Source organism: Polyangium spumosum (assembly GCF_009649845.1).
GTDB classification, from domain to species: domain Bacteria; phylum Myxococcota_A; class Polyangia; order Polyangiales; family Polyangiaceae; genus Polyangium; species Polyangium spumosum.
The window spans coordinates 743,283-764,531 of record NZ_WJIE01000002.1; the positions used below are offsets into that span (position 1 = coordinate 743,283).

Below are 21,249 nucleotides of genomic sequence, written 5' to 3' on the forward strand. Positions count from 1 at the left end.
AGGGGGGGTGACTAGGCCGACGCCCGGCCGTTGCTCTTCGACTTCGACGGCGTCTTCGTGGCGCCCTTCTTCTCGGCCGTCTTCGCCGCGGCCTTGGGCTTCGCCTCGGCCTTGGGTGCGCTGGGTGCGGGCTTGGGCGCGGCCTTGGGCTTGGGCTCGGACGACGCGCCGGCCTCGGCCGACCCGCCTTCTCCCTCGTCACCCGCGGCGCCGGCGAGGCCCGCCTCGTCCTCCTCGGGCACCTCTTGCTTGAAGCCGCAGTCCTTCGTCGCGCAGACGAGCATCGGCTTCTTGCCCGCGGTGCGCGTCACGAACTTGGCGCCGCAGGTCGGGCACGGCGTCGCGACGGGCCTCGCCCAGAGCTTGAAGTCGCACTTCTGCTCGGCGTTGAAGTTCGAGCAGCCGTAGAACGTGCGCCCGCCCTTCTTGCGCGGACGAACCTCGATGAGGTCGCCGCCGCACTGCGGACAAGCGACGCCGAGGGGCACGGGGCGCGCGTTCTTGCAGGCCGGGTAGCCGGTGCAGGAGAGGAAGTCACCGTAACGGCCGGTGCGGATCACCATGGGCTTGCCGCACTTGTCGCAGGTGATGTCCGTCTCGCGCACGGCCTGCGCGTTCGCGGAGAGGTCGCGCGTGGCCTTGCACTTGGGGTAACGGCTGCAGCTCAAGAAGTAGCCGTTTTTGCCCCACTTCTTGATCATCTCGCCTTCGCCGCACTCCTCGCACGGCTCGCCCGTCTTCTCCGACGGCGGCTTCCAGGAGGCGAGCTTCTTCGCGGGCTCGAGCTGCTGGCGGAAGCGCTTGTAAAAACGCTTGAGGAGCTGCTCGCGCTTGAGGGAGCCGGCGCCGACCTCGTCGAGCTCCTCCTCCATCTGCGCGGTGAAGTTCGGATCCATGAAGTCGAGGTTCGAGCGCACGAGGCCCTCGACCACGAACCTCCCGAGCTCGGTCGGCTGGAACGCGCCGCCGGAGAGCTTCTCCACGTACGCGCGCTGCTGCACCTTGCTGATGATCTCGGCGTACGTCGAAGGCCGGCCGATGCCGCGCTTCTCGAGCTCACGCACGAGCGAGCCTTCGTTGTACCGCGGCGGCGGCTGCGTGAACTTCTGATCCGTCACCACGCCGGGCGGCGCGGCGAGGCGGACGACGTCGCCCTCGTTCATCTCCGGCAGGAGCGCGTCGCTGTCCTCCTCGACCGGCGCGACGGCCTTCGCCGCGGCCGTGGCCTCCGCGCCCTCGCCCTCCGCGGCCGCGTCTTCCTCGCCCGCGAAATCACGTTGCCCCTCGGTGACCTCGAGCCAGCCCTTGTCCTTGAGCACGCGGCCCGTCGAGCGCAGCATGTACGTCTTGCGCGAGGCATCGGCGCGCGTCGGCTCGGCCTGGATCTCGACCGTCGTCCGATCGTAGACGGCGGGCGTCATCTGCGAGGCGACGAAGCGGTTCCAGATGAGCTTGTACAGCTTGTACTGCTCGTCCTTGAGGTGCTTCTTGACCGACTCCGGGTGCAGGTTGACGTCCGTCGGCCGGATCGCCTCGTGCGCGTCCTGCGCGTTCTTCTTGGACTTGTAGACGTTCGGTTTGTCCGGAACGAAGGACTTGCCGTACCGCTTCTCGATCGCCTCGCGGACCTCGGTGATGGCGTCGTCGCTGACGCGCGTCGAGTCGGTACGGATGTAGGTGATGAGGCCGACCGGGCCGCCGTCCTGCTTGAGGTCGACGCCTTCGTAGAGGGCCTGCGCGACCTGCATCGTGCGCTTCGTGCCGAAGTGCAGGATGTTCGTCGCGTCCTGCTGGAGCTTCGAGGTCGTGTACGGCGCGGGCGGGTTGCGCCTCTGCTCGCGGCGCGTGACCTTCGCGACCTTGCAGCTCGCGCTCTCGAGATCGGCGCGCACGAAGGCCGCCGTCTCGCCGTTCCTCACCTCGAGCTTCTCGCCCTCGGCCGCGGCGAGCTTGGCGACGAAGGACGCGCCGCTCGGCGCCGAGAGGCCCACCGAGACGTTCCAGTACTCCTCGGGGACGAACGCGTCGATCTCACGCTCGCGATCGACGATGAGCCGCAGCGCCACGGACTGCACGCGGCCCGCGGAGAGGCCGAAGGCGAGCTTCGACCAGACGAGCGCCGAGACGTCGTAGCCCACGATGCGGTCGAGCACGCGGCGAGCGCGCTGCGCGTCGTAGAGGTTGAGGTCGAGCGGCCGCGGGTGCTGCACGCCGTGGTCGACGCCCTTCTTCGTGATCTCGTGGAACTCCACCCGCTCGACCCGGAGCTTGTCGTCCCGGATCTCCTCGGAGATGTGCCACGCGATCGCCTCGCCTTCGCGATCAGGGTCGGTCGCCAGGAGCACGGCGTCCACCTTCTTGGCCGCGTCTTTCAGCTCCTGGAGGATCTTCTCCTTGCCGGCGATGACCTCGTACTTCTCGGTGAAGTCGTTCGCGACGTCGACGGCGTTCTGGTTCTTGGGCAAATCCTTCAAATGCCCCTTGGAGGCGACGACGTCGTACCCCGAGCCGAGGTACTTCTTGATCGTCTTCGCCTTGGCCGGCGACTCCACGATGACGAGCGTCTTGGCCATCAGTTCCTTCTGAGCGAGCTGTTTGCGTGAGGACGAGGGGTACAACCGCCGGGCCCGGCCGGCTCCCGAAACGAGCAAGAGGGCCCATCTAGCGCTTGCCCCGCCGGTAGGAGCCGGCGGGGCCCTCTACTACTACGGCCTGTAGTGTCAACGTCAAGAGCGCCCCAGCGACCGCAGGAAGAGGCGCCCCGACCGTATCGCAAATCACGTCCAGGTGCGTAGGGGTATCCCCCAGCACTCCAAGAACGGCCTTTTCGAGAGGACCGAAGGTCCCTTCGAAGGGGAGGGGGAGCGCCCGAGGGGGCCCGGGTTCCCTCTCCGTACGTCGCCTGCGCGGAGGAGGGTGATGCCCCATGGCGCCGAGGACGTCCGCCGCACAGGTGACCGCGCGGGCCCCCATGGCTAGCTCCTCCGCGCAGCCCGCGCCAGCCTCGGTCCACGGCGGATGCGGGACGACGAGCAGCGGTCGACCGAGCTTACGCGCAGCCGCAGCCGCCGAACGAGCGCCACTCTTGAGCCCGGCCTCGACGACGACGGTCACACGCGTGAGGGCTGCGAGGACGTGATTGCGCGCGAGAAAATGCTGAGGCCTCGGGGGGATCGTGTCGGGCAAGCGCGAGAGGAGCGCGCCGCCGGCGGCGAGGACACGATCGAAGAGAGGGACGTGCTCCCGCGGGTACGGGCGATCGAGCCCGGCGCCCGTGACGACGACGGTGCGCCCGCCGGCCTCGAGCGTGGCCTCGTGCGCGGCCGCGTCGACCCCGAACGCGCCGCCGGACCAGACGGCGAAGCCGGCCGCGACGAGATCGTGGACGAGCGCCCGCGTGAAGGCGCAGGCCTCGGCGCTGGCCTCGCGGCGGCCAACGACGGCGACGGCGGGCAAGGTCGGGAGCGCGCCGCGCAGGTACAAGGTCGGAGGCGCGCGCTCGGCGGTGGCGAGGTCGCGGAGGGCGGCAGGATAGTCGGGCGCATCGGGCGCGAGGACGACGGTGGAGGGCACGCACGTCCATCGACGGGAGGCGGCGGGAGTTGCGTGGAATCGTTCAGCGCTCGCGCGTGACGGGCCGGAACGGCTGGACGAGGACCAAGCCGGAGCCCTCGCGCATGAAGACGGAGAGGTGTCCGCTGAAGGGCTCGAGGAAGGTGAAGCAGTCGTGCTCGCCGCCGATGACGGCCGTCGGCCCCGCGCGAGCATCCTGCGCGACGATACGCACGGGGCCTGGTTCGCCGGTCGTGAGGAAGAGATCGAGCTCGACGACGCCGAGGCCACCCTGCGCGACGACGGTGAGGCAAGCCCCCGCGGAAAACGAGACGGGCACGGAAGCACGTTGCCCCTCGGCGAGGGTCGCGCCGAGGCGAGGCCCCTCGGCAGACATGCCGGCGGTCTCGCCGCGCACGGAGCCATCGAGCGCGAGCACGAGGACACGCGAAGGACGGACGTCCGTGCGAAGGGGGAGCGGAGGAAGCAGGTAACGCTCGAGGAAGAGGCGCGCGGCCTCGGGATCGGGGACGGGCGCAGGTTCGTCGGGGGCGCGGAGGGCAGAGGCAGGCGCGGAGGCGGAGGCCACGCGGGAAGAGGTGCGGCCGCGGCGCGCGGGGAGCGGATCCACGACGAGAGGCTGGGTTTCGGCTTGGGAGCCGCAGGCGGGGAGCAGGGCGAGGCATGCGAGCGCGCGGGAGGCGAAGCGCATGCAGGAGCGCTAGTCCAACCCTCCGTCGGCGGCCACCGCCCTCCCCTCCTGCTCCACCGCTCCGGCGTTGAACGTCATGAACGACCGGATCGACCACCAGACCAGGTTGAACCAGGCCGGCGCGGGCAGCTTCCGTGTCACGCCGATCTCGACCAGGCCGAGCGAGAAAAACAGGACCGGCATCAGCGTCCCGAGATCCGCGCGGTGATCGAGCGCGCCGCGCACGTCGCCGTTGATCTCCGCGAACGCGTGCGCCACGGCCTTCGCCACGCGCGTCGGGCCCGGCAGCGCGTCGCGGCCGAGCTCCGTCACCTTGCGGCCCTCATCGTCGCGCTCCTCGGCCACGAGCTGCTCCAGCATCACGCGCACGGCCTCGGCGTCGAGCGTCCCGTCCTCGCGCTCCACGATCACCGAGCCCGTCCACGGGCGCACCTCCACCCGCTCGCAGCTCGGATCCATCATCGCGAGCTTCTCCGCGACGCGCAGGCACACGTCGCGGTGACCCACGATCGCCGCGGACCGCAGCCGCACGCGGCGCGGAAGGTGATGGATGAGCTGGCTCCACTGATCCCTGGGTATCACGCGTCTTCTCCCCTCCCCTCTCGCTCAATGCGGCGCCGCGCCGACCTGCGTCCCCGTCCCCGAAGGCACGTGTTTGCCGTTGCCCGACGTCGCACCCTTGCGCGCACGGCGCGGCGCTTGCCGGAGGTGACGCGCGCGGTCCTCGACCTCGGCCCAGAGGTCCTCGGCGTGCTCGCGTTGCCGCTCCACGACGGCGCGTCCGAGCCGCGCGAGGTGCAGGCCGAGCGCACCGATCTCGACGACCGCAGGCTTGAGCCTCCGCGCCGTGCCCATCACGACGACCGCGCTGCCAAAGCCGAGCATGAACGATGGCGTGTGAAACTTCATCGACGAGCCTCCTCCTCGAACATCAAGGGCGACGACGCCCAAGGCCCCGACGGCGCAAGACGATCGGCCCCCTCGATCAGGGGAGATCCCGCCGGGATATCGCGGCGCTCCACCACGATCGGAGCCTCCGGGTTGAACAACGATTTGCCTTCACGCGCGAGCGTCGGGAGCAGCCCGAGCAGCACCGCGATCGACAGGTCGATCGGGCCGAGCGGCGTCGTGCCGAGCACGCGGCGCAGGCCCGGTAAGCCGAGGGCCGCCGCCTGCAGGCCGAGGCTCACCACGAGCGCGCGGCGGAGCTCCGGGTTCGGCTGCGTGCCGCTCGATCGGCACGACCTCGCGTGGAGGAGCTGCGCCACGACGAGCGACGCGAACGACATCGTGCGCGCCCGCGGCAAACTCGCGCCAGGACCGAGCGCCCCCACGCCGTACGCGGCGAGCGAGATCGCCGCCATCTTCGAGGCCTCGCGCGCGAGCTTCTTGCCACGCGCCGACCCGAAGAGCGGCGCCTGCGGGTCGCGCGGCGGCCTGCGCATGATGTCCGCGTCCGCCGGCTCGATCGCCAGCGCGAGCGCGGGCGCGACGTCCGTCAGCATGTTGATCCACAGGAGCTGCAGCGGTCCGAGCGGCTCGGCCCCGAAGATCGACCCGGCGAGCATGACCATCACCTCGCTCGCGTTCGTCGCCACGAGGTACTCGATCGCGCGCCGCACGTTGTCGTACAGCCTCCGGCCTTCGCTCACCGCGTCCGCAAGGCTGCCGAGGTCGTCGTGCGCGAGCACCACGTCGGCCACCGCGCGCGCGATGTCCGTCCCGCGCTCGCCCATCGCCACGCCGACGTCCGCCGCCTTCAGCGCCGGGCCGTCGTTCACCCCGTCGCCCGTCATCGCCACGATCGCGCCGCCGTCCTGCAGCTCGCGCACGACGTCGAGCTTCGCCTCGGGCGTGACGCGGCTGTAGACGTCGGCCGCGCCGATGCCGAGCTCGGCGCCGATCGCCTGCGCGGTCCGCGCCTGATCACCCGTCAGCATCATCGTCCGCACGCCCGCGCCCGCGAGCACCGCGAGCGCCTCGCGCACCCCGCGCCGCGGCGGATCACGCATCCCCACGAGGCCCGCGAGCACGAGCGGCGCCTCGCGTGTCCGCTGCGGATCACCGTCCTTCCGCCACGCGAGCGCGAGCACGCGCAAACCCCGCGACGCCATCGCCTCGTTCATCGCGACGAGCTTCGCGCGCTCCTCCGGAGGCACGCTCACGAGCTCGATCACCGGCTCGGGCGCGCCCTTCACGAGCTCGATCCGGCCGAGGTCCGGGTGCTCGTGCACCGTCACCATGAACGGCCGCTCCGCGCTCCGCCGCTCCTCGCGCACGCGCTTCATCGCGCGGCGGCGCCGCCGCACCGGGTAGCCGATCGCCATCGCGAACTCCACGAGCGCCCGCTCCGTGCCGCTGCCGCTCGTGATCTCGTCGCGCTCGTCGAGCTCCACGTCCGCGTTCAGCGCCGCGATGCGCCCGATCTCGCGGAGCGACGAGACCAACACGCGCCGGCCATCTTCCCCGAGGAGGCAGAGTGACAAGGGCGCGCCGTCGTCGCCCGACGGCCCGCCGTACTCGACCCGCACGAGCCCGTCCGCCGGCAGGAACACCTCGGCGACGCGCATGCGGTTCTCGGTGAGCGTGCCCGTCTTGTCCGCGCAGACCACGCTCACCGCGCCGAGCGTCTCGGCCGCCGCGAGCCTGCGGATCACGATGCCCTTCTTGTTCAGCCGCTGGCTCGCGAGCGCGAGCGCCGTCGTCCCCACCGCGGGGAAGCCCTCGGGGATCGCGGCCACGCCGAGCGCCACCGCCGAGCGCGCGAGCGCCGCGATCGGCTGGCCACGCAAGAGGCCGAGCGCCGTCACCGCGATCGAGCTGCCGAACGCGAGCGTCGCGACCCGCTTGCCGAGGTGATCGAGCTGCTGCTCGAGCGGCGCCGCGCGGTCCGCCGTGTGCGACAGCGCGCGCTGGATCGTGCCGAGCTCCGTCGCGCTGCCCGTCGCCACGACGACCGCGCGCGCCTGGCCCGTCGACACGACCGTGCCCGCGTAGAGCATGTCGTCGCGATCCGCGAGCGGCGCGCCCTCGGCCACCGCGGCCGGCCCCTTCTCCGCCGGCTCGCTCTCGCCCGTCAACGTGCTCTCGTCGACCGTGAGATCCGAGGCCGAGGCGATCCGCGCGTCGGCCGCGATCGCGTCGCCGGCCCGCACGCAGAGCACGTCGCCCGGAACGACCTCGCTCGCCGCGACGGTCGTCTCCACGCCGTCCCGCAGGACACGCGCCCACTCCACGCGGAACTTGCTCCACGCGTCGAGCAGCTCCTCCGCGCGCGACTCCGTGAAGTATCCGACGACGATGTTCGAGCCCACGACGAGCAGGATCGCGCCTGCTTCGAGGAGGTCCCCGAGCAGCACGGAGAGGCCCGCCGCGCCCGCGAGCAGCGCCGTCGGCACCGTGAAGACCTGGCCCGAGAGGATCTCCAGCCGCGTGCGCGGCGCGATGCCCGCGAGCACGTTCGGCCCGACCTCGCGCAGGATCCGGTGCGCCTCGGCCGTCGCGAGCCCACCCTCGAGGTCCACAGAAAACGCCTGCGTGAGCTCCTCGATCGAGCGCGCGTGCCAGGGCGTCGTCGGCGTGACGTCCACCTCGTCCTCGACGCCGCCGTTCGTGTTGTACGCGCGGAGCACGTCGCGCACGGAGGCCGCCGCGTTCTCGACGACACGCGACAAGGAGGGCGGCGGCGGTGCTTGCGAGTCCTCGTGTTCCGCGAGGATCGAGAGCACCTCCGCGCGCGTCGTCGGCGCGTTCGGCGCGAGCACGCAGAGCACCGTGCCCGTATGCTCGTTCGCTCGCGCCGCGGTCACGCCGGGGAGCTCGCCCAGGGCGCGCTCGATCCGCCTCGCGCGCACCGGCTCTCCAAAGAGCCCGGCCACCTCGACCCTGAGCCGCTGCTCGCTGTGCAGCACGCGCCCAGAGGGCTTGCCAGCATGTGACACTGACGCGCGCCCTCGGGCGAGGGCGCGCCACTTCATGATCGCCGAACGCACTCGGGAGGATGAACGCAAAGAGCGATCCACGGCTCGCCGCGAGGAGCGAGCGAGCCGGACCGCGCGGCGCGGCGGGAGGAAGGGATCAGTTGGGCGTGAACGAGATCCAGGCCCCGTCGAGCCAGGTGTCGTCCTGCGAGAAGGCGCCCGCGTAGGTCGCCTTCGTGTCGAAGAAGCCGTCGCTCGGCGGCGTCACGGCGCCCGTCGTGAGCGTCGCTTTGGGCCGGAAATCGGGCGCCGTGCGATCGTAGGGCGCGACGAGCTCGGGGTCGGCCTCGGTGTTGCCGCTGTCGGCGAACCACTTCACCTCGTCGAAGCCCATGTCGTCGTCCTTCTCGGAGCCCTCGCCGTCGGCCGTCTCCACGTACGCGACGTTCTGCGCGAGGTTTCCGTGGAAGATGGAGCCTTCGAGCGTCACCGACGTCGACGCGTCGCGGATGTCGATGCCCGCCTCGAAGCCCGTCGCGACGATGTTGAAGAGGTTCGCCTTCGTCGCGCGGCGCAGGAGCATCGCGTACTGCTGCTTGTCGACGTCCACGTTCTTGCCGACGAGCGTCGCGTTGTAGATCGTGGGCTCGGCGATCGGCGCGTTCGTCGTGCCCATCGCGTCGTTGTCGCCCTCGAAGCCGTTCGTGTCGTCGACGGCCGCCGGATCCTGCTGGATCACGACGAACTGGAGCTTCCCGGTGTACCCGAGATCCCAGTCGATCCCGTCGTCCTGGTTGTACGTGCAGGCCAGGTGCTTCGCGTTCACCGTGCCGCCGAAGAATTCGAAGCAATCGTCGAGCGTGTAGCGGACCTGCACGGAATCGACGGTCGTCCCGCTGCCGACGCCGGCGAACGTGAGCCCGTTGATCTCGTTGTCGGTCGAGAGGAGGATCCCGCCGAACTCGATCCGCACGTACTTCAGCACGCCGCTGTTGTCGGCGGGGTCGTCCCCGCCATACTCGGTCTCCGAGGTCGCCTCGATTCCCTCGACGTTCGCTCTTCCGCCGGGCACGTTGATCGGGGCCTTGCCGAGCAGGATGACGCCGCCCCAGTCGCCGGGCGCGCGGTCGCCGGGTTCGGCGCGGCTCGTGAAGACGATGGGCTCGTCCTTCGTGCCTTCGGCGTGGATACGGGCGCCCGGGTCGACGACCAGGGTGCCGAGCGTGGACTTGTCGCCCTTGATCGTGGTGCCCGGCTCGATCGTGAGCGTCGCGCCTGCGCGCACGTGCACGATCCCCTTCAAGATCCAGTCCTGGTCCGCCGTGAGCGTCAGGTCCGACGTGATGCTCGTCGGGATCTCGTCGCTCTTCGCGGGGGGCGCCGGGGTTTGTCCGGTCTCGTCTCCGCCGCAGCCGATCAGGCTGGAAAGAAAGAGCGCGCTCGTCGCAAGCAATACCTTCGATCGCATGTTCGGTGATTCCTCCGCGCATGCATTGTGGTGATGCCGCGTGACGTCACGGAAAGGCGCGCGTAACGATCTCGCGACAACCCGTCAATTCTGGATGGTGGCGCTCAGCGTGAAGGTCGCGCCGGGCTGAAATTGCTGTACGACGTTCGTGAGGTCGGAGATGACGGCATTGGGGACCTCCGCGCGGCTCGGCCCCTGCGTGAACACGACCGGCGCGAGCAGGAGGTTCTCGGCCGAGAGCTTCAGGTCCACGAATTTGCCGATACGCTGGGCCACGGTCACGTCGAGCAGGTGGCGCGGCTGCTCGTAGACGTCGGGCAACCCGAGCGAGCCCACCTGCGCGATGCGCCGGCCGTACACGTTGTAGAGCACGCGCAGGCGCGTCCCGCGCTTGTCGCTCGCGTAATCGAGGCCCGCGTTCACCACGTAGGGCGATTGCCCCGCGAGCGGGCGGACGTTGTTCGTCTGCACGCTCGTCCCCGCGTCGTCGAGCGAGACCCGCGAATGCACGAGCGTCAGGTTCGCGAGCACCCCGAGGTCGGAGACGACCGGGCTGATGAAGCCGAGGTTCTTCCGCAACTCGAGCTCGACGCCCGCGTTCTGGGCCCCCTTCGCGTTCTGGTACGACACGATGCCGCGGTTCGAGGGGATGATGATCTGCTCGATCGGATTCGTGAAATCCTTGTAGAAGACGCTGATCGCCGCCACCTCGGAGAGCGTGGGGAAAAACTCGAAGCGCAGGTCGGCGTTCACGATCGTCGTGCGATCGAGGCCGGGGTTGCCCTGGATCTCGCGGGCGCCGAAGTAATCGGTGAACGAGAAGGGCGCGAGTTCGCGGAGCTGCGGCCGGGCGAGCGTACGCGTCACGGAGGCGCGCAGGTTCGAGCGCTCGTTCGTCTTGAAAACGAGCCCGAGCGAGGGGAGCAGGTCCGTCGTGGAGAGCTCGACCTGGCGCGGCAGGAGCGACGACGGATTGACCGTGTCGAGCCGCTGGGTCGACGCCTCGAGCCGCGCGCCAAGCACGACGCGCATCCACGGACGTATCGAGGTGTCCGTCATGAAGTACCCCGAGATGACCCGATGCGTGGCGTCGTACGAGTCGGTCGGTCGTGTATACTCCGTCAGGGAGAGCGAACTACCGATGTATTCGTTCACGAAGAGCTGATCGGCCGGGAGCGAATATGCGGCGGCCTCCGCCGTCGTCTCCGCCGTGGGGATGTACCGCAGGCGGCGCGCGTCGAAGGCCCGGTCGCGCGACTGCGCGAGCGCGCCCACCTTCACGCGGATCGGCATATCCCCCGTCCGTATCGGCTGCGTGTAATGGACGGCTCCGCCGATCGCCGTCTCGGCCTGGTTCGCGTAAAAATGCATTCCGGAGAGCGTCGTGCTTTGCCAAGCGCTCCGCCCCGCGTCCTCCAGGTACACGTTCTCCCGCGTGCCGGGCTCGTCGCTCGTCGCGAGGGACGTGGTCAGGTTCCATTCGAGCGTCGCGTCGTTCGCGTTGCGAACCTTGTGCTCACCCGCGAGCTGGCCGAACGTGAGCGAGCGGCTCACGAAGCGGAGGCGCGTATCGTAGAACGTGCGCCCCGGCCCGCCCTCCTCGCTGAGCCCCGAGATCTCGCGCGCCTCGTTCTCCGACGAGCGGCTGTGCAGGCCGATGAGCGCGACCTTGTGGTCCTTCTTGTACCGGTAGGTGAGCCCCGCGAACCCGCCCCACGATACGACGTCGAGGCCCGTATCCACGCGGTAATCGTTCTGCGGCTGGAGATCGTCCGACACGTTGGGGTCGATCCTCAGCGTCCGGAGGATCTCGCCCTGCCGGATCTGGAACTTGCGCCCGTACGTCAGCGCCGCCATGTACCCGAGCTCGTGATCCTCGCCGAACCTGTGCGTATTGCCGATCGTGAGGTTGCCGCTCATGTTCGGCAGCGCCGTCGTCCGCGACGTGGTCATCGGCCTGTTCAAGGCGCGACCGTACTCGTCGGCCTCGCGCGAGGACATGAACGAGCCATCCGGCTTTTCCTCGCCCTTCCCGACCTTGTGATCGGTGGGAAACCCCGGAGGCAGCGCCCGCGTCCCGTCGTCGATCCCGAGGAAATCGAGCCCGCCGCCCGCGTACGTGAGCCGATCCCGGAACGTCGTCTCCGTGTTCGCCCCGAGGTAAAACGTGCCGCTGATCGTGAACTTCTCCGGGAGCTCGCGCGTCGAGACGCGCACCGAGCCGCCCGTGAAATCACCCGGCATGTCGGGCGTGAACGTCTTGATGATCGTCAGATCGCTGAGGACCGTCGTGGGGAACAGGTCAAATGGCACGGCCTGCCGATCTGGCTCGGGGCTCGGCAGCGGCACGCCGTTCAAGAGCGCATTCGTGTACCTGTCGCCGAGGCCGCGCACGTAGACGTATCTCGACCCGACGACGGATGCGCCGACCACGCGGCGCGCCGCGTCCGCCGCATTTCGATCCGGCGTCCGCGCGATCTCCTGCGCGCTCACCGCGTCGCCCGTGTGCGCCGCGTTCTTGCGGATGAGCGTCTGCGCCGCGGCCGAGGCCCGATCCGGGTCCGCCTCGATCTCGACCACGATCTCCTGCTTGGCCTCCTCGGTCGACAGCGCGACGTCGACCTCCTCGACCACGCCCGCCGCGACGCGCACGTTCTGCACCCGCTGCGCCTTGTAGAGCTGATAAAAGACGCGCAGCTCGTACGTGCCCGGCGCGAGCTCCAGCCGATATCGACCGTCGAAATCCGCGATCACCTTCTTGTTCGTCCCGACGACCGAGACTTGCGCGTCGATGATGGGCTCTTTCGTCTTCGCGTCCGTGACGACGCCCCAGACGACGCCCTTCCCGGCGGGCGCAGCGCGGGCCGGGTCCTCCTCGCCGAGGAGCGCCTCGTCCGCGGCCTCCTGCGAGAGCACGAGCGCCGGATGGAGGAGCGTGAACGCCGAGGCAAGGGTAACGATGATGTTTCGCATGGGGGAGTCAGCCGCCGAGCTTCTCGGTCAAGATTGCAATGCCTTTGGCCCCGCCCCTCTTCGCGATATCCATCACCTCGACGGTGATCCCGTACGGCGCGTCGTCCGCCGCGTCGAAGTAGAGGAGCTTGTCGGCGCGCGCCGCGAAGATCCGCGAGAGCCGATCCCGGAGCTCGGCCCGCGAGACCTCGGTCTGGTTGATGCGGATCGTGCCCTTCTCGTCCACCCGGAGCACCACGGGTTTGTCCGCGTCCGGAGGAGGCGGCTCGTTCTTCGCGTCCTCGTCCTTCTTCGGCAGGTTCAGCCATAGCTGCTTGTTCAAGAGCGGCGTCACCACCATGAAGATGATGAGCAGCACGAGCACCACGTCGACGAGCGGCGTGACGTTCATCGTCGGCGCGATCGCGCCCTTTTTCCCGCCCGAGGAGACGTCCATCGCCATGGCTAGCTCTCCTCTCCCTTGCCTTTTTGGCTCACGCTGAGCGCGACGCCCGTGTATCCGGCGCGCTGACACGCGGCGAACGCGTCGCGCATCCTCGCGTATTGCACCGTCGCGTCTCCCTTCAGCACGACCCGCCGATCCGGCTCGGTCCCATGCATCGCCGAGAGCCGCGCCTCGAGCGCCGCCACGTCCGGGAGGGCCTCCTTTTCGAGAAAGAGGCTGCCCCGCGCGGTGAGCGTCACGGTGATCGGATCGAGCTTCGATTTGTTCTCGTCCGGCTGCACCACGCTCGGCAGCTCCACGCGCTCGCCGTGCTCGAGCTCCGGCGCGATCACCATGAAGATGATGAGCAGCACCAAAACCACGTCGACGAGCGGCGTGATGTTGATGTCCGGCTCAGGCAGCTTCTTCGAAGATCCGCTCTTCACTCGCGCGCCCATGCTGGTTCTCCATGTCGTCGAGCAATTCACCCGCGCTCCGCTCGAGCGCCGCCTCGACGGCCGTGATCTTGCCCGTCAGGTAATTGAAGAAGAGCACCGACGGGATGGCCACCGAGAGGCCGAGCGCCGTCTCGATGAGCGCCTCCGAGATGCCCGCGCTCACCGCGCCGAGCCCGCCCGAGCCCGTAGCCGCGATGCCCTGGAACGCCGAGATGATGCCGACGACCGTGCCGAGCAAACCGACGAACGGCGCGACCGATCCGACCGAGGCGAGCACCGAGAGCCCGCGCCGCAAATCGGCCGAGAGCGCCTCCCGCCGCCGCTCGACCTCGCGCCGCGCGAGCTCGACGGGCGTGAGATTGCCGGATGCCTCGCTCTCGGCCCGCAAGAATCGCCGCATCGCCGAGGAGACGAGCCGCGCGAGCGCCGAGAGCCGATATCGGTCCGAGACGCGGAGCAGCTCCTCCGTATCCCAGGCGTCGAGCAAAGGCTCGGCCTCCTTCACGAAAGCCCGGGTCTCGGCGTTCATGCGCGCGAGCGCGATCATCCGCTCGACCACGACCGCGATGGTCGCGACCGCCATGAGCACGAGCACGAAGGCGATGAGCCTCGAGACGAGGCCCATGCTCGCCCAGATGTGCGCGAGATCGAATTGCATGGTGTGGCTCCTTGTCGGAACAGCAAATGCCCGACGAACTCAGGTCTTGATCTTGAAATTGAACCTTGCGTTCTGGTACGTCGCGACGGGGCGGCCCTCGACCATGGCCGGCTTGAAGCGCCACGTCTTCACGGTCGCGATCACGTGCGCCGCGAGCCGCGGATCCCCTCGCACGACGGTGACGTTCGAGACGTCACCCGATTCTGTCACGACAAACCGTACGATGACCGTGCCCTCGACGCCCTGGCCCTTCAGGTCCTCGGGATACGGTGGCTGCGGCTTCGATATCGGCGACGGCGGCGTGCCGTCCTCGCCGAGGACGATGGGACCCGCCGCTCTGGGAGGAGGAGGCGGCGGCGGCGGCGGCGGTGGCGGTGGAGGAGGCGCCACCGCCGCCGCGGTCCCCATTCCCCCGGGCGTCCCACCCGAGCCCTCCCCCGAGCCCTCTCCATAATCGTCGTCGCTCGCCTTCGCTTTGCTCGGATCTGCCTCCTTCGGCATCTCCGTCGGCATTTCGACCGGCGCGGCGATCGGCCTGTGTTTTGGCCCGGGCGGCGCCGGCGGCTTCGGCGCCGCGTCCGCGGGCGGCGGCGGAGGAGGCGGCGGCTTCGGCGGCTCCACGGTGGGCGTGAGCTCGACGGCGACGACCTCCTCTTCTTCTTCCACGGCGGGCGCGCTCGATTTCATCGTCGCCCCGACGACGCCGACCGCCGTGCAGATGGCGATCGCCGCCGCATATCCGATGAGAAGCCTCCTGCCGCGCCCGGGATCGGTCTCCCCGACGCTCCACGCCTCGAAGCCCATTGCCGTCTTTCCTCGGCCCCCACCTTGACGATCGTTCGTGACAACCTCGTGAACGTCGCGAAACGATCACGTGCGCGTCGTATGACGCTCCTTCAATCGGGGTGCGAGCCGGGCATGTCGGGGTCGCCGCCGAATCGATAGCCGATCCCCCGCACCGTCTGCACGTAGTCGCCGGCCGGCCCGAGTTTGTCGCGGAGCCTCTTCACGTGCGTGTCCACCGTGCGCGTCGTGATCTCGACGTCCATCCCCCACACCCCCTCGAGCAGCGCGCCGCGCGTCTGGACGCGCTCGCGATTCTCGTAGAGGGCGACGAGGAGCTTGAATTCGAGCAAGGTGAGCTCGACCTCGGCGCCGTCGACCCATACCCGGTGCGCCTCGTCGTCGATACGCAGCCGGCCGAACTGAAGGACCCGGCGCTCGCCGGTCTTCGCCTTCGCGCGCCGCAGGATCGCCTGCACCCGGAGCAAGAGCTCGCGGACGCTGAACGGCTTCACCACGTAATCGACGGCCCCGAGCTCGAAGCCGACGACCCGGTCGACCTCGTCGCCGCGCGCCGACACGATGACCACGGGCATATCGCGCGTCTCCTCGCTCTGCTGCAAGCGAAGGCAGACCTCGGTGCCTTGCAGGTCGGGGAGCATCAGGTCGAGCAGGATGACGTCCGGGCGCCGCTCGCGCGCGAGCCGGAGCCCCTCCTCGCCGCGCGGCGCGAGCAGGACCTCGTGCCCCGCCTGCCGGAAATTGTAATCGAGCACCTTGAGGAGCGCGGGCTCGTCCTCGATGACCAGGATACGTGCCATCGAGCCCGCTTGTACTCCCCTCCTGTTACGCGCCGATGAAGCCCGTGTTGCAGGTCGGCGGGGAATTCCGCGCTTCGTTACGATTGCGTGAATACGACGTGTCGAGACGTCTTCAGCGAGGAGCTTTGGCGCGCAGGGCGGCGCGCAAGGTGGCGAGCTCGCGGCGGAGCGGGCCGATGAAATCGGCGCTGATGGTCCGCTTCTGCCCCTTCATCGCGCGCGCGGTGTGCCACTTGCTGAGCGCGAGCCGCGACGCCGCCCGGATGAACGCGCGCCCCTCGGCGCCGCGCCCGTCGAACGTGCACTTGATGCGGCCGACGGGCGAACACACGAGCTCGAGCTCGTCCTGGCTCAGGTTGCCGAGCAGCACCTCGTCCCGGAGAAACTGCCGGATCGTGCGGCCCTTGCGCATCACGAGCGCGACGATGATGCAGAAAAACGCCGCCACGAAGAGCAACCAGAAGAGCAACATCACCACGAACGCGTTCGGGATGACCGTGGGCACGAAGTTCCAGAGCGCGTGCAGGAAGACGCCCACGAAGAACCCGCCGATCGGCGCGACCCACCGCACCCACGTCCGGCTCGACTCACGCGCGATGCCGAAGCCGATGCCGGTCATCGACGTGTAGAGCGGGTGACCCCAGGGCGCGAGCACGCCGCGCAAGAAGAAGGTCGTGCCGAGCTGATCGGCCATGTCCGCGCGCGCGTAATAACTGACGTTCTCGACCGCGGCGAACCCGAGCGCGCAGAAGGTCGCGTAGATGATGCCGTCGACGACGCCGTCGAACTCGCGCCGAAGGAAGTAGAAGAAGCCCAGGATCGCGAGCCCTTTGAAGAGCTCCTCCGAGAGCGGCGCGCTCACCACGGTCGTCATGAAATTGCCGACCTTGGGCCCGAACAGGCCCGCGAACACGATGTGCACGCCCGTGTTGATCATCCCGGCGAAGCCCGTCGCCACGACCGCGCCCCAGAGGAACGCCATCGCGAGGCACCACCACGGCTCGGGATCGTACCGATCGAGCACCATCGGCACGAAGAGGTAGAAGCCGAGCGGCAAGAACGCGAAGAGCGCGCCCGTCAGGACCGCCGAGAGCATGCGCCCCGGCGCCTTCGACAGGAAGATCTCGGCCATCGTGAAGAGGATGTTCAGCACGACCCCGGCGAGCATGCCGACGATCCAGAGCCCGAGCCCCACCACGCGGCGGCGCTTGTCCGGATCGGGCGGCTCCTGCGGGACGTGCCGCTGCGGCGCGCCGTGACCGTGCTGGGGGTACGGCGCCTGGGGATGCTGCGGGTACGGGTAAGGAGCGTGGCCGTGACGGCCGGGCGGCGATCCGTAGGGGTTGTTCATGGCAGAACGCCCGACGCATCCACGCGCCGGGCGTTCGCTCATCCTATCGAATGTGCCGCCGCGAGGGCGAGGTCAGTCGGCGACCTTCTGCTGGATCACCACGTGCGGCGAAGGCGACTTCGGCGCGTTCTGTTGCTCGGCGCTCACGATGAGCTCGAAGCTCGTGAGAGGCACCGTCGCCGCGGGCAACGAGCCCGTGCGCTTGTCCGCGTTGTAGGCGAGCGACCCGATGCGCTGCCACTCGCTGCTCGAGTCCTTGCGGGCCCAGACGACGAAGGCCGAAGCACCCGGCATGAGACGATCGGGCGGGGCCAGGTGCTCCGCCTCGATGCTCACGGTGGTCAGAACCGTGCTGCTGTTGACCTCGGCGACGATCTTCGCGTCGGCGTCGGGCGCGCGCGGCGTGCCCTTGGTCATGTACTCGAGCGGGCCGCCGCACGCCGCGAAGAGCAGCGCAAAGGCGACCGAAAGCATCCCGCGACCCATCCAGCTATGCGCGTTCATCGCACCTCCAAGCAACTCTGGATGTACCAGACTTTCCGTCCGGTTGCATCGTTTCCAGCACTCTCCTCACGGCTTGACGACCCGCGTGCCCGGCGGCGGCTTGAAGTCGAACTCGCCCTTGGCGACGGGCTGGTTGACGACGGGCGCGCTGAAGTCGAACCGGTTCTTGTTGCCTTGCGCGTCGAGGATCAGCACACGGCGAACCTGGTTCGTCGCGGCGTCGACGTAAAGGAGGACCTTCTGGTAGGCGGGCGTCGCGTCCTTCGGCGTGCCCTCGAGCACGTATCCGCCCTCGAATTTCATCTGCGCGGCGTCGAGCAGCTTCAGGTTGAAGTCCTTCACGAGCTGGCCCGTGCCCATCAAGAAGGCGAGCGCCGCCGGGTATTGCGAGTTCTTCACCGGCGACTCGAACATCTGCTCGTTTTCTTTCTCGTAGACCCGGATCACCTTGCCGTCGGACACGACGCGGTTGCCGTTCGGCGCGGCGTAGGTCCAGCTCATCTTGCCGGGCTTCTCGAAGGTGACCGTGCCCTTCGACTCCTTCTTCACGTTCTGGACCTTGATCGTGTAGGTCTGCGAGAACGTGGCCTTGAAGGTCTTCGTGGAGTCGTAGAACTGCTGCACGCGACGGCCGATCTCGTCGGCCGTGGGGCCCTTCGCCGCGGCAGGGGCGGCGGGCTTCGCGGCCTGGCTGTGGCCGTCGGTCGAGCAGAGCAGGAGGGCGGGGACCACGGCGAACGCCGCGAGGAGGGAGGAGATCGAGAGGGACTTTACCTTACGCATCATTTTCTTCCTGTTCCGCGTCGCTTTCGGGACCAAAGCTCGCGGGGTTGGACGCAGGGCGCCCACGGGCGATGCAAGATCAAGGGACGCTGGCGCGCCGTCGACCCGGGCGGGCAGGCGCAGAGGCGGCGAGCGCCGTCTGGAAGCCGACAACGTTGCAGTGCGTGAGCGCGATGGCGAGGGCGTCGGCGGCGTCCGACCGGGGCGGGGCGCCGAGCCGGAGGATGGCCGTCACGACCATGGCCACCTGGCGCTTGTCCGCCGCGCCCTTGCCCGCGACGGTGCGCTTCACGAGCGCAGGCGCGTACTCGAACGTCCGGACGGACGCGCGGGCGAGCCGGAGCAGGACGACGCCACGCGCATGGCCGAGCTTGGCCGCGCTCTGCGCGTCCTTGGAGAAGAAGATGCTCTCGACCGCGGCGTGTGAGGGCGCGTGGGCGGCGATGACCTCGCCGAGGCGATCGTCGATGTCGACGAGCCTGTCGGCGAAGGTGCCGTCGAGGTCGACGTCGATGACGCCATGCGCGACGTGCTCGACGCGTGTGCCGACACGCTCGAGCACGCCCCACCCGAGATGACGGCTGCCAGGATCGATGCCGAGGACACGCACGCGGGGCGTTCTAGCAGACCCCGTGACCGCGGCGGGGGAAGATCTTGTGCGGGTTCAGGAGGCCCTTCGGGTCGAAGACGGCCTTCAAGCGGCGCTGCAGATCGATGAGCTCGGGGCCCTGTTCGAGCGGGAGGTACTCGGCCTTGGAGGTGCCGATGCCATGCTCGCCCGTGAGCGTGCCGCGCATGCCGATCACGCTGCGGAAGAGGCGATCGAGGCCACGCTCGACGCGAGGGGCCGCGTCGGGGTCGTCCCAGAGGAAGTTCACGTGCAGGTTGCCGTCGCCCGCGTGGCCGTAGGAGAGCATGCGTACCCTCGTCTCCTCGCTGATGCGGTCGATCTCGCGCAGCAGCTCGGGCAAGCGCGTGCGAGGCACGACGACGTCCTCGGAGATCTTGTAACGGGCCATCGCGCGGGTCGCGGGCGAGAGGGCGCGGCGCGCTTCCCAGAGGCGCTCGCGCTGAGCGGCGTCCTGCGCGACGAGGACGTCGAGCGCACCCTCGGCCACGCACGCCTCGCCGATGCGCTCCATCGCGGCCTCGCACGAGGCGGGATCCCCGTCGACCTCGATGAGGAGGAGCGCGCCCGCGCGCGGGTCGACAGGCACGCCGCGGGCGCGGACGGCCGAGAGCGCGCCCGCGTCGAGCAGCTCGAGGCAACGCGGGACGAGGCCGGCGGCGATGATGGCGGAGACGGCGCGGCCGGAGGTGAAGGCGGTGTCGAAGAGGCCGAGCAGCGTGGTGACGCTCGGAGGTTTGGGGATGAGCTGCAACGTGGCCTCGGTGAAGACGGCGAGCGTGCCCTCGCTGCCGACGAGCAAGCTCGTGACGTCGTAGCCGGTGACGCCCTTGACCGTGCGCCTCCCGGTGCGGAGGCGCGTGCCGTCGACGAGCAGCGCCTCGAGGCCGAGCACGTACTCGCGCGTGACGCCGTACTTGAAGGCGCGCGGGCCGCCCGCGTTCTCGGCGAGGTTGCCGCCGAGGGCGCACATCCTGAGCGAGTTCGGATCGGGCGGGTAAAAGAGGCCCTCGGCCTCGACGGCGGCGTGGAGGTCGCCGAGGATCACGCCGGGCTCGACGACGGCGACGAGCTCCTCGCGATCGATCTCCTTGATGCTTCGCATGCCGAGCGTGGTGACGACGACGCCGCCGCCCACGGGCACCGCGCCGCCCGATTTGCCGCTGCCGGCGCCACGAGGGACGATCGGGACCTCGGCCTCGCTCGCCGCGGCGAGCGCGCACCGGATGTCGTCGGGCGTCTCGGCGACGACGACTGCGTCGGGGATCACGGGCTCCTGATCGGACTCGTCTCCCGCGTACGCCTCGCAGCCGTCGGGCGAGGTGATCACCTTCGACGGGCCGAGGGCCCGGTCGAGCAAGCGCCGCGCCTTGTCGACGGCGGCGGCGGAGGGTCGGGGGAAGGGCGCGCGACGGAGCACGTTCGACTTCTAGTACGGATCCCGCGCTCGGGCGACGGCCCCTATGCGCGCCTCCTGCAGCCTGGTATCGCGCTCCCATGCATCGCGTCATGGTGGTCTTCCTGGGCGCGCTGGGCCTCGCCGGCGTGGGGTGTGGGGGCGAGGGCTCGGCGGGATCGACGAACACGCAAGGCGAGCCGCACGCCTGCTCCGCGGACGCGGCGCCGACACGGACGGCGTCGTGCGTGGCCGCGTTCGACCCCGGCGACGACGGCGGGTTCGGATCGGATCGGTTCCCCGAGATCGTCTACGGCGAGCCGCTCGGCAGCGGCACGACGTCGGGCGGGCTCGACGTGCTCTCGCTCGGCCGTGGTGGCTCGATCGTGCTCGGCTTCGGGGGCAACACGATCGTCGACGGCGAAGGCCCGGACTTCGTGGTCTTCGAAAACCCGTTCTTCGCGGCGGGCGATCCGAACAACGTGTACGCGGAGCTCGGCGAGGTCTCCGTCAGCATGGACGGGGAGAGCTGGAGCGTGTTCCCGTGCGCCGAAGACGCGGAGCCACCCGCGGGTTGCGCCGGCTTCTCCCCGGTCTTCGCGAACGGCGACCTGGGCATCTCGTCCCTGGATCCCGCGGTGTCCGGCGGCGACGCCTTCGACCTCGCGGAGCTCGGCGTGAGCGAGGCTCGGTTCGTCCGCATCCGGGATCTCCAGGGCATCGGCGCGGAGCCAAACGCGGGGTTCGATCTCGACGCGATCTCCGTCCTGCACGCGAAGGTGCCGTGATGCTTGCGAGGTGAGAGGGGCCGACCTAGG

Annotated in this window: 19 protein-coding genes; 1 reads left to right on the top strand and 18 read right to left on the bottom strand. The window is 69.5% G+C overall.

All coding sequences use genetic code 11. From position 1 onward, the window contains the following. Nucleotides 1-11 precede the first annotated feature (11 nt). The 18 genes from topA to GF068_RS09025 form a co-directional block, all read right to left on the bottom strand. On the bottom strand, nt 12-2,573 hold the full coding sequence (gene topA, locus GF068_RS08945) for a type I DNA topoisomerase (RefSeq protein WP_153818886.1): 2,562 nt from the start codon (nt 2,571-2,573) through the stop codon (nt 12-14). A gap of 88 nt (nt 2,574-2,661) precedes the next feature. Then, nucleotides 2,662-3,573, bottom strand: coding sequence for a DNA-processing protein DprA (locus GF068_RS46940; protein WP_338046295.1), 912 nt, complete (start codon nt 3,571-3,573; stop codon nt 2,662-2,664). 43 nt (nt 3,574-3,616) lie between these two features. After that, nucleotides 3,617-4,264 (bottom strand): hypothetical protein, encoded by a 648-nt coding sequence (locus GF068_RS44945; protein ID WP_240806747.1) that lies wholly within the window; start codon nt 4,262-4,264, stop codon nt 3,617-3,619. A gap of 9 nt (nt 4,265-4,273) precedes the next feature. Then, nucleotides 4,274-4,846: an HMA2 domain-containing protein gene (locus GF068_RS08955; protein ID WP_153818888.1), complete on the bottom strand. Its 573-nt coding sequence runs from the start codon at nt 4,844-4,846 to the stop codon at nt 4,274-4,276. Nucleotides 4,847-4,870: 24 nt separating this feature from the next. After that, the gene (locus tag GF068_RS08960; RefSeq protein WP_206079423.1) at nt 4,871-5,173 is read right to left on the bottom strand and encodes a hypothetical protein; all 303 of its coding nucleotides are present in this window, start codon (nt 5,171-5,173) and stop codon (nt 4,871-4,873) included. After that, entirely contained in the window at nt 5,170-8,175 is a 3,006-nt protein-coding gene (locus tag GF068_RS08965; protein WP_338046296.1) for a cation-translocating P-type ATPase, read from the bottom strand. The genes GF068_RS08960 and GF068_RS08965 overlap by 4 nt, the downstream gene beginning before the upstream one ends. 166 nt (nt 8,176-8,341) lie before the next feature. Further along, a complete protein-coding gene (locus tag GF068_RS08970) occupies nt 8,342-9,652 on the bottom strand; it encodes a T9SS C-terminal target domain-containing protein (protein ID WP_153818890.1) in 1,311 nt (436 codons plus the stop codon). An 84-nt stretch (nt 9,653-9,736) separates the two neighbouring features. Next, a complete protein-coding gene (locus GF068_RS08975; RefSeq protein WP_153818891.1) occupies nt 9,737-12,625 on the bottom strand; it encodes a TonB-dependent receptor domain-containing protein in 2,889 nt (962 codons plus the stop codon). A 7-nt stretch (nt 12,626-12,632) separates the two neighbouring features. After that, nucleotides 12,633-13,067, bottom strand: a complete 435-nt coding sequence (locus GF068_RS08980; RefSeq protein ID WP_153818892.1) for an ExbD/TolR family protein — start codon at nt 13,065-13,067, stop codon at nt 12,633-12,635. A gap of 2 nt (nt 13,068-13,069) precedes the next feature. Then, entirely contained in the window at nt 13,070-13,495 is a 426-nt protein-coding gene (locus tag GF068_RS08985; protein WP_338046297.1) for an ExbD/TolR family protein, read from the bottom strand. Beyond that, entirely contained in the window at nt 13,464-14,165 is a 702-nt protein-coding gene (locus tag GF068_RS08990; protein WP_153818894.1) for a MotA/TolQ/ExbB proton channel family protein, read from the bottom strand. The genes GF068_RS08985 and GF068_RS08990 overlap by 32 nt, the downstream gene beginning before the upstream one ends. A gap of 39 nt (nt 14,166-14,204) precedes the next feature. Beyond that, a complete protein-coding gene (locus GF068_RS08995) occupies nt 14,205-14,969 on the bottom strand; it encodes an energy transducer TonB (protein ID WP_153818895.1) in 765 nt (254 codons plus the stop codon). Nucleotides 14,970-15,061: 92 nt separating this feature from the next. After that, nucleotides 15,062-15,769, bottom strand: coding sequence for a response regulator (locus GF068_RS09000; RefSeq protein WP_153818896.1), 708 nt, complete (start codon nt 15,767-15,769; stop codon nt 15,062-15,064). 112 nt (nt 15,770-15,881) lie between these two features. Next, entirely contained in the window at nt 15,882-17,120 is a 1,239-nt protein-coding gene (locus GF068_RS09005) for a PrsW family intramembrane metalloprotease (RefSeq protein WP_153818897.1), read from the bottom strand. A 72-nt stretch (nt 17,121-17,192) separates the two neighbouring features. After that, on the bottom strand, nt 17,193-17,594 hold the full coding sequence (locus GF068_RS09010) for a hypothetical protein (protein WP_153818898.1): 402 nt from the start codon (nt 17,592-17,594) through the stop codon (nt 17,193-17,195). A gap of 96 nt (nt 17,595-17,690) precedes the next feature. Continuing rightward, nucleotides 17,691-18,410 carry an outer membrane lipoprotein periplasmic chaperone LolA gene (gene lolA, locus GF068_RS09015; protein ID WP_240806748.1) on the bottom strand — a complete coding sequence of 240 codons (720 nt, stop codon included), beginning with the start codon at nt 18,408-18,410 and terminating at the stop codon, nt 17,691-17,693. Between the two features lie 76 nt (nt 18,411-18,486). Continuing rightward, the gene (ruvC, locus tag GF068_RS09020; protein ID WP_338046298.1) at nt 18,487-19,017 is read right to left on the bottom strand and encodes a crossover junction endodeoxyribonuclease RuvC; all 531 of its coding nucleotides are present in this window, start codon (nt 19,015-19,017) and stop codon (nt 18,487-18,489) included. A gap of 10 nt (nt 19,018-19,027) precedes the next feature. Beyond that, nucleotides 19,028-20,455 (bottom strand): FAD-binding oxidoreductase, encoded by a 1,428-nt coding sequence (locus tag GF068_RS09025; RefSeq protein ID WP_338046299.1) that lies wholly within the window; start codon nt 20,453-20,455, stop codon nt 19,028-19,030. 77 nt (nt 20,456-20,532) lie between these two features. Between GF068_RS09025 and GF068_RS09030 the strand changes: the two genes are divergently transcribed. Continuing rightward, nucleotides 20,533-21,219 carry a cell surface protein gene (locus GF068_RS09030; protein ID WP_153818899.1) on the top strand — a complete coding sequence of 229 codons (687 nt, stop codon included), beginning with the start codon at nt 20,533-20,535 and terminating at the stop codon, nt 21,217-21,219. Nucleotides 21,220-21,249 lie beyond the last annotated feature (30 nt).